This is a genomic window from Alkalibacterium putridalgicola, assembly GCF_040959045.1.
Classification (GTDB): Bacteria; Bacillota; Bacilli; order Lactobacillales; family Carnobacteriaceae_A; genus Alkalibacterium; species Alkalibacterium putridalgicola.
Genome location: NZ_CP162615.1, coordinates 976,977 through 990,853 on the forward strand (window position 1 = coordinate 976,977; position 13,877 = coordinate 990,853).

11 protein-coding genes are annotated in these 13,877 nt (G+C 37.3%); 10 read left to right on the forward strand and 1 reads right to left on the reverse strand.

Annotated elements, in window-relative coordinates; genetic code table 11:
• Positions 1–132: 132 nt before the first annotated feature.
• Genes AB4027_RS04750 through AB4027_RS04760 form a run of 3 tightly spaced genes read left to right on the forward strand, consistent with a single transcriptional unit; the run spans position 133 to position 2,396 of the window.
• Entirely contained in the window at positions 133–1,329 is a 1,197-nt protein-coding gene (locus AB4027_RS04750) for a hypothetical protein (RefSeq protein ID WP_368646195.1), read from the forward strand.
• 2 nt (positions 1,330–1,331) lie between these two features.
• A complete protein-coding gene (locus tag AB4027_RS04755) occupies positions 1,332–2,069 on the forward strand; it encodes an NDP-sugar synthase (protein ID WP_368646196.1) in 738 nt (245 codons plus the stop codon).
• A gap of 21 nt (positions 2,070–2,090) precedes the next feature.
• Positions 2,091–2,396, forward strand: a complete 306-nt coding sequence (locus tag AB4027_RS04760) for a hypothetical protein (protein ID WP_368646197.1) — start codon at positions 2,091–2,093, stop codon at positions 2,394–2,396.
• A 415-nt stretch (positions 2,397–2,811) separates the two neighbouring features.
• Here AB4027_RS04760 and AB4027_RS04765 read toward each other — a convergent pair whose 3' ends face one another.
• Positions 2,812–4,740 carry a transcription antiterminator gene (locus AB4027_RS04765; RefSeq protein WP_368646198.1) on the reverse strand — a complete coding sequence of 643 codons (1,929 nt, stop codon included), beginning with the start codon at positions 4,738–4,740 and terminating at the stop codon, positions 2,812–2,814.
• Between the two features lie 196 nt (positions 4,741–4,936).
• Between AB4027_RS04765 and AB4027_RS04770 the strand changes: the two genes are divergently transcribed.
• The 7 genes from AB4027_RS04770 (at position 4,937) to AB4027_RS04800 (ending at position 13,810) form a co-directional block, all read left to right on the forward strand.
• The gene (locus tag AB4027_RS04770) at positions 4,937–7,600 is read left to right on the forward strand and encodes a hypothetical protein (RefSeq protein ID WP_368646199.1); all 2,664 of its coding nucleotides are present in this window, start codon (positions 4,937–4,939) and stop codon (positions 7,598–7,600) included.
• A 1-nt stretch (position 7,601) separates the two neighbouring features.
• Positions 7,602–7,919 carry a PTS fructose transporter subunit IIB gene (locus AB4027_RS04775; RefSeq protein WP_368646200.1) on the forward strand — a complete coding sequence of 106 codons (318 nt, stop codon included), beginning with the start codon at positions 7,602–7,604 and terminating at the stop codon, positions 7,917–7,919.
• Positions 7,920–7,931: 12 nt separating this feature from the next.
• Positions 7,932–8,987, forward strand: a complete 1,056-nt coding sequence (locus AB4027_RS04780; protein ID WP_368646201.1) for a PTS fructose transporter subunit IIC — start codon at positions 7,932–7,934, stop codon at positions 8,985–8,987.
• Between the two features lie 2 nt (positions 8,988–8,989).
• Positions 8,990–9,487: a PTS sugar transporter subunit IIA gene (locus tag AB4027_RS04785; protein WP_368646202.1), complete on the forward strand. Its 498-nt coding sequence runs from the start codon at positions 8,990–8,992 to the stop codon at positions 9,485–9,487.
• A gap of 4 nt (positions 9,488–9,491) precedes the next feature.
• Entirely contained in the window at positions 9,492–11,198 is a 1,707-nt protein-coding gene (locus AB4027_RS04790; protein ID WP_368646203.1) for a class I mannose-6-phosphate isomerase, read from the forward strand.
• Between the two features lie 694 nt (positions 11,199–11,892).
• On the forward strand, positions 11,893–12,981 hold the full coding sequence (locus AB4027_RS04795; RefSeq protein ID WP_368646204.1) for an SAP domain-containing protein: 1,089 nt from the start codon (positions 11,893–11,895) through the stop codon (positions 12,979–12,981).
• A gap of 43 nt (positions 12,982–13,024) precedes the next feature.
• Positions 13,025–13,810 (forward strand): hypothetical protein, encoded by a 786-nt coding sequence (locus tag AB4027_RS04800; protein WP_368646205.1) that lies wholly within the window; start codon positions 13,025–13,027, stop codon positions 13,808–13,810.
• Positions 13,811–13,877 lie beyond the last annotated feature (67 nt).

Here is a 13,877-nt window from a genome sequence, read left to right on the forward strand (position 1 = left end):
AAGGATCTGCCTGAGCGTCATACCGGCAGATTCTTTTTCATATGAGTTGGATGTATAGACTCCTTGTAATAATCACTGAAAGGGCATACGAAATGTGATATACTAGTTGTATTATTTCTATGGAGGATCAATATGAAAGAATTAGTCGAATTACTGAAAAAAGAAACAGAAGCAACAGATATACGCGCAGTCAAGTCACCGCTTCGCATCTGTCCGATCGGGGCGCATTCTGATCATCAGCTGGGCAAGGTGACAGGCATGACTCTGGATGCGAGTGTGGATCTGGTCTACACACCGGACGACAGCGGGTACGTACATATCAGAAGTCTGGATTTCCCGGACAAGGAATATTTCCACCTCAGTAACGAGTCGGACTATATCCCGGGTTTCTGGGGGAACTACTTGAGAGGCGCTGTCCTGGCACTGAGACAGGACTATGTCTTGAAAGTCGGCTTGAAAGGGATCGTCAGCGGCAAGCTGCCAATCGGCGGGCTCAGTTCATCAGCGGCTGTCACGACGGCTTACCTGATGGCACTCTGTGATGTCAATGACATCGACGTCTCCAAACTGGAGCTGATCCAGTACAGCCACTGGGTGGAGACCCAGTTCATCGGACTGAAAAACGGTATCCTGGATCAGTCGGCCAACATTTTGAGCATGGACGATCAGCTGATGGTCATGGACTGCCGGACCAATGAACACGAGATGATTCAAAAAGGCAAGGATATGCCGGACTTTGAAGTAATCGTGGTGTATTCAGGTATCTCCAAACAACTCATCAGCACCGACTTTAATAACCGGACCGACGAACTGCGTGTGGCCGGCTGGCTTTTGGAAGAGATCGCCGGACTGGAAACGACACCGTCACTGGAAAAAGTCTTTTTACGAAACATCTCGCCTGATGTTTTTGATGAGTATAAAGACCAGCTCCCGGAGCGCTTCCGTAAACGTGCGGCGCATTTTTACACCGAACAGGCCCGCGTCAATGCCGGAGCAGAAGCCTGGGGACGTGGCGATATAAAAGCCTTTGGCCAGCTGATGTTCGAATCTGGAAACAGTTCCTTTTATCAGTATGAATCAGGCATTCCTGAGATGAAGACCATCTTTGATACCCTGCGTGAAACAGAAGGGGTCTACGGTGCCCGTCCAAGCGGAGCCGGCTACCGCGGAGCTGTCATTGGCCTTGTCGATCCGGCATATAAAGAAGCGATCAAAGCCAAGATCGATGCCGTTTATCCGTCCCAGCATCCGGAATACAAAGACCTGTATGAAGTCAACTTCTGTCAGACCGATGACGGAGCACGTCTCGTTACTGATCTGGAGGTGTAAGGATGAAAGCGATCGTACTTGCGGCAGGTTATGCAACACGCCTGTACCCATTGACCAAAGACACGCCGAAACCCCTGCTTGAAGTAGCCGGAACGACCATTTTAGACTTCATCGTTGCGAAGATGGAGAAAGTGGAATCGTTGGACGAGATCATTATTGTGACCAACAACAAATTCGCCGGTCACTTTGAAGCATGGGCCAAAGACGCTGACTATTCGAAAAAACTGACGGTAGTCAACGACGGTTCCTTGACGAACGACACACGGCTGGGTGCCATCGGAGATATCCAGTATGTCATCGACTCACTGAAAGTCGATGATGACCTTATGATCATGGCGGGAGACAACCTGTTCGACTTTGAACTCACTGACTTTGCGGACTATTTCCATGATGTGGATACGGACTGTATCACCGCTTATGAAGAAAGTGATCTGAACCAGCAGAAGCGTGCAGGGATCGTGGAACTGACTGATGATCAGCTGGTCCAGTCCTTTGAAGAAAAACCGGACCAACCGAAATCTCCGTATGCCGTACCGGCTTTTTACCTTTATAAAAAAGAGACACTGCCTTTATTTAAAACCTATTTAAATGAAGGAAACAATCCGGATGCGCCGGGCCACTTCATCCCGTATCTGCTGGACAAGAAACCCGTTCATGCCTTTCTGTTCGAAGGCAAACGCTATGATATCGGAACCGTGGAGAGTTATGAGCGCGTGAAAAAGATATTTGAGAATAAATAAAAAAATTAAGGAGTAAGAACGATGAAACAAGATCTATTTAGTAGGTATGAGTTGAAAATATCTAAAACTAATCGAATTTTAAAATTTACAGCCTATACTATTGTAGTTTCTTCCATAATTATTGCGTTGATTGTGGGAACTTATCTGACTACAACTGAACCGGGATATGAATACTCCTTTTATGCAGCTGAGATTCCACATCCAGCTCGATGGGGATACGCTTTTCTGATAATTTTAGGAGGCGTAAGTAGTTCTCTTGGATTATTTGTATTAAGTGAAGTGCTGACGCGTTTACAAACGATTGAATATTTTACAATGAATAGATAATAGTTATTTCTCAAAAAAATGTAAAAAGCAACGGTTATCTTTACTCTATACATGAACTAAATTAAGACCCTTGTAAGTAAATATGATACGCTCTCTCTAAAGTAGATGCTTAAATAAGTATACTACTTAAGGGGGAGTTTTTTTGCACTACAATAGTAAGTATATAGTTAAGGACTATGAAACGGTGTGCTAGTTAAACAGTTGACTCGAAGATATATTATTTAGTTATTAATAATTGTTAAAGTAAGAATAATTGCTAAATATTCGATGTAGAAAAATACAAAAAAATAGAACTTCTGAAGAGAATAAATCAATCTCCATAAGTTCTATATATATGTGTCCACAGGGAAGTAGCATTTATACAAGTTTCTAGCTTAAGGTAGATAAGTGCTTTAAATTTTATAGATATATGCTCCTATATTATTTTTTCTGTAAGTAACATATGAACGTCTTCAATTGCCCTGCATGAGTGCAGTTGGTTTGTCAGTTCATCTGAAGAGGCGATCCTCATGATTTTTCTTAAGAGGTGTTTGAAAATAGTGGGATTTGTATCATTAGAGATAATAAATATAATCGTACTTACTTTGTATCCGTCCCATTCAATTTTGTTTTCCAGATTATTTATCAAAATTGAGGGCCGGATAACTTCCTCTTTTGAACCATGTAGGACAGCTATTCCTCGTGCAACGTAGGTTGAACTCTTTTTTTGACGCTCGAATACAGTAAATGAAAAGTTATCAGTTACATTACCTGCTTTTAACAGATAATTGCAGGAAGTCTTAATAAATTCTTCTTGAGATGAACAGTTCCACCTGAAAAAAAAGAGATTTTTATATTGGAAACTCTCTTTGGGAGTTTTTTCAATCGATCGGATATTAATATAGTGCTTCAGTGTATTATAGTCGCTCAGTGTAAGCATATTACTAATCTCCACAGAATTAGGGGAAGCAATTTCTGTCCTAGTGCTGTTAATAATTAGATCATATTCTTCTGTAATTAAATCACCGATTGTATGAGAACGGTATACCTTGACAATATTAATTTCTTTGAAACTTGATTCTATCTTGTCGGTTATAAACAATTCAATTGAAAGACCTTCGTTGCAAACTAAAGCAGTTGTCAGTTTACGTGTATTTTTAGAACGGTTGAGAGCTGCTATAATATGAAGACAGATGTATCCGATTTCATTCGAATCGAAAAAAATATTATCTTTTGATTCCAGTTCGTCTACGGTGGTTAATACAGATAAAAAGACTTCAGTATATTCATTTTTAACATAATCTAATAGCGGATTACTAAAAGGTATCCCTTGTTTCATTCGATTGATTGCTGGTCGTAAATGTGTGTACAAGTTTTCGCTTAACTCTTTATCATTACTCAAGTCGACATTTAGCTGAAAGCCTACTTGGGTAATGAATTGGTTTATTACTTTATTTTCATTATTGTCAGTTATTGCATTTGTCTGTTTCCTAGTCGACATTAAAATCCTTGTCAGATAATCAATTTCAGTGTCTGGAAGAATAACATGGAAGTTTTGTTCCAAATGGTACTTCATTAAAATAGCATATTGGAAGTCAGCACTTTTAGAAAGGCCATTATCAGTAGAGGTTTCGGTATAAAACTTATTTTTCACCCGAATGATTACAATTAATAGATATAGAAGGAGAAGATTGTAGTCATTTTCACAGATATTAGTACGGATGGCTTTTTCATAAACATCAACTACTGAAATAAGTTGGGTCTTTTCATCAGTATCGAAGAAAGTATTTAGAATAAATTCTGTCTGAGATGTTATTCGGTAGTCATATGATTCTGTGACTGAATAGGTGATGTAATTTGTCAGCACAAACAAAAACAGGCTTCGAACATCATTCTCTTGACCTTTTAATCTTATCCCCTTATCACGAGTCTGATTGATAGAGCAAGAAAAACGAGAGGCAAAAGAATCGAGTTCGTGAATAATATTTTGAATGCTGGTTTTTGATTTATAAAGATCTCGTTCTAAAGAATTAAATGAGATATGATCCTTTTTTATAAATAATTGAATAAGGATAAATGTGAAGTCATCAAAATTATTAGTATTATAAGATAACACAGTAGAACTTTTTAATTTGGTCAGTAATTGGATCTTTCTAGTATTGCTTAATACTAGTCTTACCCCTACATTTGGAACTTTTACTAGTTCATTCGATTGAACAAGGGATGAAAACTCTCTGGAATTTAAATAATTATGAATTGTGCGTGGCGAAACACTTATAGATTCAGCCAGTTCTCTGACTGTGATTGGTTCTTCTTGTTCAATGAGAAGATCAATTAAGTCTATTATTTTTTGGTTTCTGGCCATATTTAGTATCTCCTTCTTTTTACAGTTTAAATAGCTACAATATTATTATATCAACAATCTACATGATGTACATTAAGATTTTTGCAGTATTCCCAGCGATTGTTGCAATTAATCTCTTCTTTTACTGATTTATTGTTGCATATATATAATGGTAAGATTTATATAGAGTTACTAATCAAAATTAGAGGGGGATTTTATGAAGAAAATAGCGAACTGTATTCATCATACCCATTGGGATTTGATATGGTATTTTACTGTGCAAGATGCCGATGTTCAATTTGCTTATAATTTCAAAGAAATATTAAACGCTTTTGATAAGGAAGAGTTGGAGAACTTCTATCTTGATGGACAAACTGCTCCTATTGATAGTTATCTAAGATTATTTCCAGAGGAAAGAGAACGGATTAGTAAGTATGTTTCTTCTGGGCAGTTAATTATTGGACCTTTCAACTCACAACTGGATAGTTTTATTACGAGTGGAGAATCCGTTATTAACAATCTTAGATTAGGGTTTAAAACTTCAAGTCGATTAGGAAATACCTCTAATATTGCTTATTTACCAGATTCTTTTGGACACTCGATTGATTACCCTAAAATTTTTAATCAGTTCGGAATTAATGATTTTGTTATCACGAGGGGAGTTGGGGATGAATATGGTTTAGGCAGTGAGTTTTATTTAAAGTCAAATGACGGATCGGAAGTCCTCGTTTATACTATGATTGCCGGTTATGGTTACGGTTGCTATGGGTTCAAAGAAGGCACGTTATTTACCGGAGAAGCGGTAGATTATAATAAAATTGATGTCCGCCAACTAATCGATCGGCTTCTATCTTATTCTACAATAGATGATCAGTTTGTTTTTCCTTTGGGGTTTGATCAGAACCCTATGATTCATGGTATCACGGATAAAATAAAGTATTACAATACAATTCAAAAGGATATTGAATTTGTAGAAACCACATGGAAAGATTTTTTTGATAAAATTCGAAACGAAGGAAAAGACATAAAGACCCACCAGCATGAGTTGATTTCTACACAGTACCACAGAGTACACCGTTCAATATATTCTGCACGTGCAGATGTTAAAGGGCTTCAGGATAAGTGTGAACGAATACTGACTTATGAGTTACAACCCATGATGTCTCTTTTAGATAGTTTAGGTATTGAATACAGCCATGGCTTACTGGATAAGGCATGGGAAACCCTTATTTTATGCCAAACTCATTCATCGGCAAACCTAACTGATGAAACAAATGATTATATTGAAAGAGAAACAAAGAATGCCTTGAATTTAGCTCAATCACATAAATTGTATTTATTAAAACTAATGTCCATATCGTTAAATTTAGAAGGAACAGAAGGAACACCTCTGATCGTAATGAATACACTCCCTCACATGCGTAGTGAAATAGTGAAGACAAAAGTATTTTCCAAGTCTGAACATTTTAACCTATATTATAATGGGGAAAAAATAAGTTATACCATATTGAATAAGACCCAAAAAAATAATGGTGTATTAAGAAAAGAGCCTCTTTTAATAAATGAGGATAATTATTACTATGAAACAGATATACTGTTACAAGCCGCTGATATGAAAGGGCTTTCGTACAGGACCTATTTTGTAAAAGAAGAAAAAGAATCAAGTTTTAGTCTTTTCTTGGAATCTAATCACTCTATCGAGAATGAGTATTATCAAATATATCAAAATGAGAAAGGGGTAGGTATCTTAGATAAAAAAACAAATGCAGTATATGAAAGAGCTATAGTGCTTGAAGACGCTGGTGATGAAGGAGACAGCTTCGATTACTCCTATCCACCCCATGACTGGAAAATTTTAGATTACTTGGAGAACGCAGATGTACGCTATTCAACCTCACCACTCCAGCAGAAGATGGATATTAAAGGGCAGATGCAGATACCATATGATTTAAAGAAAAGAAAACAAAAAAGAGCAGATAAAGTCTTAAACTATAAAATTCAGCTTATATTAGAAAAAGATTCACCTGTTATAAAAGTATCAGGATCTTTTACTAATGAATCAGAGCAACACAGAGTGAGATTGATTTTTACTGGAAATAAATCCAACACTTGTTCCTTTGCAGGAACACAATACAGTGTTATTAAAAGAAAGACAGTGAGTGAGGAGCTTAATGTCTGGAAAGAAAAGAACTATTTTGAAGAACCTAGTCCAATCTATCCTCTGTTAAACCATGTTTCTGCAGTAAACAAAAACCGAGTTATGACCGTTTACACTAGAAGCAGCAAAGAATATGAGTTTGTTGGAGAAGAATTTAAAGATATAGGTGTAACGATTTTCAGAGCATATGGAGCTCTTGGTTATCCTGATTTAAACAGACGTCCAGGTCGTCCCAGTGGCTTAGATTACCGAGTATTTAAGACGCCAAGTTGTCAAATGAAAGGAGAGAACCAGTTTGAATTAGGTTTAAGCTATATGAAAGAATTCGATGAAAATACTGTATTTAAGCGATACGTAGATTTTGCGACGGATTCATCGGTATATCACAAGCAAACATATGATAAATCTATCAACCCTATAGATTACTTCCCTACCAATCCATTGAAAGAAAAATTACCATTAAATTATGATTTTATGGAAATTGAAGAAGGCGAAGGAGTCTTTGGAAGTATAGTGAAGTCTGGAAAATCTGATGCCTATTTGTTAAGAATCTTCAATGCAAGTTTAAATGAAGTAAATATTGGAAGTATTAAAGGAGTCATTTCAGAAGATAATTTGTATGCGACAGACTTGAGAGAGAGTTTTGAAGAAAAAGTAAAAGGATTAAATGTTTTCAAACCAGGAGAATTAAAAATAATAAAAATGAAAAAAGGAGAGTTTTAATATGAAAAAAGTAGTTGGCGTTTGTGCATGTCCAGCGGGTATTGCTCACACATACTTGGCGGCTGAAAATTTGGAAAATGTAGCAAAACAAAACGGTTATGAAGCTAAGATAGAAACAAATGGATCTTCTGGTGTTGAAAATCCATTGACTGAAGAAGATATTTCAGAAGCAGATTTTGTTGTTGTAGCAGCAGATACGCGTGTAGAAATGGAACGATTTAGAGGTAAAAAATTAATAGAAGTTTCTGTAACGGATGCCATTCGTAAAGCTGATTATATTTTCAATGAAGCGAAACAAAATAATTTAAGTGAATACTAGGAGGAGAAAATAATGAATAGAAAAAAAATCTATCAACATCTAATGACCGGCGTATCTTACTTCCTACCGTTTGTTATCGGTGGTGGAATAATTACTGCTCTTGCATTCCTGTTAGATGTGGGGAACGCAGCTTCACCAACATTCGGAGCATCTACTGAACTGACTGCTTGGCTTCTTCAAATAGGTGGACTAGCAATGGGAATGATGTTCCCTATATTGGCTGGTTATGTTGCATTCTCAATTGGTGATAAACCCGCTATTTTACCAGGGATCATAGCAGGAATGTTAGCCCGAGACGGTGAATCAGGATTCTTAGGAGCGATTGCTGCCGGTTTCATCAGTGGCTATATCATACTCTTACTCAAAAAATCTATGCAAAAGCTTCCTCGTTCAATGGAAGGCATTAAATCATTACTCGTCTATCCAATCGGAGGATTGTTACTGGCTTCATTAGCTATGCTTATTGTTAATATGGTTGTTGCACCAATTAATATTGGATTGACAAATATGTTGGCAAGCTTAAGCGATACAAGCGCTATATTAATGGGAGCTGTAATTGGCGTCATGCTAGCATTAGATTTGGGAGGTCCAATTAACAAAACAGCTTACCTTTTTGCAGTTGCTACATTGACCGATGCATCAGGTAATCCAGTACCCAGTGTTATTATGGCTGCATGTGGAAGTAGTGCTATGGTTATCAGTACTTCCTGTGCTGTGTCTGCAACGTTATTCCCAGACAAATTTAGTCCAGCACTTCGAGCTGCCAGGACTGGAGCATATATCATGGGACTTGCATTCTTTGTTGAGGGAGCAATTCCTTATGTTATAGCAAAACCTAAAAAAATTCTTCCTGCACTATGTATTGGGGCAGGTGTTACTGGGGCTCTGACAGCAGCAATGGGTATTACGCTTTCTGCTCCGATAGGGGGATTAGAAACTCTGCCTCTGGTGAGTAATATTCCACTTTATCTATTATCATTTGCAGTAGGAACAGCGGTCTCTGTAACAATCATATACTTTGCCACAAGAACAGATGAGAGTTATGAGTTAGCTGGAAATGAGGCATAATCATGGAAATAATCACAAAAGATATGATTCAATTAGACGTTGATCTGGAAGGTAAAGAAGCGGTCATTAATCATCTTGTTAACCTGATGAATCAACATGACCGAATCACTGATAAGGAAAAATTAATAGAAGATATCTATTTAAGAGAAGAGGAAACGTCAACTTCGATGGGGCTTAGCGTGGCTTTGCCCCATGCTAAGTCTGCAGCAGTAATAAAACCCTCTGTCGTTTTTCTAAGGCTTAAAAATAAAATAAATTGGGATACTGATGATAATATAATGATGGTATTCGGTATTTTTATTCCTGTGAAAAATACTGATAATGAACATTTAAAAATCCTAGCACAATTGGCTAGAAAATTAATGGACCCTGAGTTCCGTGAAAAGTTATTGAATACGAAATCTAAAGCAAACTGCAAACTATTATTAGACTCATTGAATAAAACAATAACAAATGAGGAAGTGACTGCAACGGTCTTAAATGAGGAGAAGAGGGGATAGTCATATGTATCGGTTACGGCCAAGCTTAGAGCTGAAAGAACCTGTAGAAGTCACAGTAGGATATGAAGAAATAAGCAGAAAATTAAGAAAAAGGATAGAAAAGAATCACTTTCATCATATCGCAATCGAATCATATCCTGGTATTGAGTTAAGAGAGTTCCAGGAAAAAGTTGAAAAAGTATTCCCTGATGCATTAATTACTGAGACTGAGTCACTATTCTATTCTCCGGAGAATATTTATCAAGAGCTTAAAGAAGACTTAACTCCTGATCCAGTTTTTGGAAGGTACTCTCATCGTAGATTCTCTGAATTTCTTTCACCAGAAGCATTGGAAATAGCCAAGAAGAAGATAAATAAATATAATGGACTAGTCATTACAATCGGGGTTTGTGCATCAGACATAATATCTCCAGACCTGATAGTCTATTTAGATATTCCCCGCCGTGAAATTCAAAAGCGATATAAAAAGGGATTATCAAACTGGAAAGGATATAAGGAAGAGGATTTCAGTAAGAAGCTTAAGAGAGCAAATTACTTCGAATGGCCTGCGGGTTTAGAAAAAAAAGAACAAGTTTTACCAGTATGCGACTACTTTATTGATATGTCTGTAGACAATACGCCAAAGATGATTAATGGTTCTGATATGCGGAAAAGTTTATATCAGTTTATTCAACAACCCTTTCGACTAGTCCCGTTTTTTGAACCTGGAGTTTGGGGTGGACACTGGATGCAGGAGAAGTTTGAAGTGGGTAAAGACGAAGTTAATTTGGCCTGGTGTTTTGATGGAGTCCCTGAAGAAAATAGTATAATTTTTATGACTCAGGGTGTTGAAATTGAAATGCCGGCGCAAAACTTAGTCTCATTATATCCTGAGGAGCTTTTAGGTAATAAGGTGTTCGGTAGATACGGTAAAGATTTTCCCATACGCTTCGACTTTTTGGATACCATGGGAGGGCAAAATTTAAGTCTTCAAGTTCATCCCACGTTGGATTATGCGCATAGAAAATTTGGGGCTAAATATACACAAGATGAGAGTTACTATATTCTTGATTGTAAAGAGAATGCTAAGGTCTATCTTGGTGTGAAAGAAAATGTGAAATTAAATACATTAGTTTCAGAATTAGAGCTGGCTGAACACACGGGAGTTTTTGAAGAAGAGCAGTATATCAATAGTATACCTGTAAAGAAACACGATCATTTACTGATCCCTGCCGGAACAGTTCATTCGAGTGGTAGTGATTGTGTGGTGCTTGAAATCAGTGCTACGCCAAACCGTTATACATTCAAATTATGGGATTGGGGGAGATTGGATTTAAATGGTCAACCTAGACCTATTTCAATACATCATGGTAAACATGTAATCAATACCGAATTTAACGAGTCATTTGCTCGAGATGAATTGTATAATAATGTTGAAACCTTAGAAGAAAAGAATTTTATAATTGAGAAAACAGGATTACATGAACTGGAAAGCATTGAAACACATCGTATTATTTTCTCAGAGAAAGTAATGCAGTATACTGAAAAAAGTGTGAATATGCTTAATTTGGTAGAAGGAGAGCATATCCAAGTTAAATCACCAACTAATGAATTTTCTCCTTTTGATATCTACTATGGAGAGACCTTTATTATTCCTGAGAATGTTAAAGACTATGAATTAGTACCCATAGGAAATCATGAGGCTATCGTCATGAAGGCTTTTATTAGATAACAAGAATGAATGAGATAAAAACAACAAAAACCTACATACTATACTCTTAAGAGTTAGTTTGCAGGTTTTTGTTGTTTTGAGTAATTCAGATTGGTCATTTAGCTGAAAAATGCAAAAAGCATATTGCAATTAGAACCTGGCAAAAATATATCAATATAGTTATGTAAACACTGACTTTTTGAATTAAAACGTATTTTATTGTAGTTTTCATCGACTAAAAAATAATATAGAGGGTAATTTTTCTCTTGTTCTCTTAAGTTAAACAGATATCCTCTCATTTAACTACGAGTTATTCAGATTAATATGAGTATTAGACATATAGTCACGTTTAAGCAGATAATCCATCTTAATGGTCAGTTCCGATGGAAAATTCAGCAGTCCACCGACTGGTATCAGAACAAGTTCTTGCCGAAATATCGAAATGCAGTCAGTGAAAAAACACGCTGAAATGATGATCAAAGACATTTGGTAAGGAGTGGATGATAAGGATGTCAAAAGTCTTTTTAGTATATGCTTGTGAAAATCGTTGTAATGAGGTGTGGAAACAGGTATACTTCTAATTAAAGATAAATTTATGTATATATTTTATAACGTGGGTTATTGTAACGGTATACTCAGTATAATTGGAAATTTTTTGAATTCGATTTCAGATATTCAACTAAAAAGTGGTATAGATTATGGAAGGTGAGAGCATATGGGGATTTTTAATTTTTCACAAAGGAAGAAAAGGAAGGCACGGCACAGTAACCACAGAGGAGAAGCGAGCAGGACCGAACGGCGGACAGCACCGGACATCCTTCCCGTCAAGAAACGGATCAAACGCATGAAATCCAATGAAGACGGCTTATACCCGCATGAGATCCTGCTGCTTTCCTATGCGCCCAGCTACTACATAGAAAAGAACACCTATCCAAAATTCTGGTGGTACCGATACGGCGTAAAACATGTCGATAAATGGCTGAAGTCCCTGAAAAAGAGAGGCTTTCTTAAAGTAGGGTCGATTGAATCGGCTATCCGGAATGAAACAGCGGAAGATCTGAAGGATATTTTGCGCGCACATGATCTTAAGGTCTCAGGTAATAAGGCTGAACTCGTGCAGCGCCTTCTGGACAGTGTTCCGGAAGACGAACTGAACACCTTGTTCCGTGACCGGACGTATGAATTGACTGACAAGGGGAGAGCGGTCCTGGCGGCGGAAGAACACATCCCATATATCCACCGACACAGCATAGAGGATCTGGACATCTGGTCATTGAACGAGAAAGTAAAGGCGAGTCCGGGCTATTCCTATAGAGATATCGTCTGGGAATACATGAACAAGAAAAGCCTGAAATACTATAAGCACTCGGACTTTGGCCTGTACCGCAACTGCCGCCTGTCGATGGCCGAGTTCCTCGAAGAAGAAGGTAAAGACGACTCGGCCTTTATCTATCTGGCAGAAGTCGTGCGCATCGACCTGAGCGGCGTCTCTAACGGCTTCAGCATGGACTACATGGAAACGTACGCGGACAGCTTCTTCCCGTACAGCACATCTGAGGTCAAGTTGGCTCCGGGGATAACGGATAAGATCAGAACATATCAGAAAGAAAAAGACCTGTCCGACGACGAACTGAAGACCAAACTCATCGACCTCATGAACCGCCTCCAGCTCCCATTCAGCCTATTCACCGTCGAAGAAGCCGCAGACATCGTGGTCATGGAGATAGATGGGGATATAGACGGACTGGAGAGGATTTACCGGAAAGCGCAGAAGCGGTTTGAAGGGTTGCATGGGGTGGAGTGAAGTTGAATGTTGTATTGTATAAATATAGAAAGAGGCGGTTTATTTGGTTTCATGGAATAATAATGACTTTTTGGGAATTATGTCTAACTTGACTTATAATCTTCCTATTGAACCATCTGAGTTAGCTTATGAAGATAAGTTGGAAAACTTACTTGAAGATTACCAAAACGATATTAAACATATTTTAGATTACGATGAAAGGACAGAATTAAATTTTATTTGTAATAAATTGAATGAGGCAGTCAACGAATATTATAACGGTTTTCCTTCGGAAGCGTATAAAAAAGTGAGTAATTTGATGGATAAATTAGATAAGATTCCCTTAGGAAAATTAGAAAAAATGAACTCAAAATTAATATATGCCACTCAAGAAGGAATGACACCACTTTATAGGATGACTAAGCCTTTTAAGAAGGAAGGAGAGGAATACTCTAAAAAGAATTTATTTCATTTACCTTATAAATCAAGAAAATATGCTTCATCTTGTAGGTATAGTATTGCGGGATATCCTAGTTTATATTTAGGAACAAGTAAAGAGTTATGTGCTTCAGAGATTAATTTATCGTCTGGTTTAGTATCTAAGTATCAGTTCTCAGAATCTTATAGGAATCCAGGAAGACCTAGAATAGTAATATATGATTTTGCTATAAAACCTTCTGATTTCCTTAGTGATGAAAAAATAAAAGAAATCAGAAAATGGACTAATACTGATATTAAATCAACAGAAATAAGGAAGAATTATGTATTCTGGTATCCCCTAATAGCTGCTTGTTCTTTTATAAGACCCGAAAGAGACAAAGAATTAAATGGAATGTCAACACATTATTGAACAGAAAATATAAAGTGTAAAAGATAATTAAGTTCACGTTCCTTTTGCCTCTCTCAACCGAATGGCG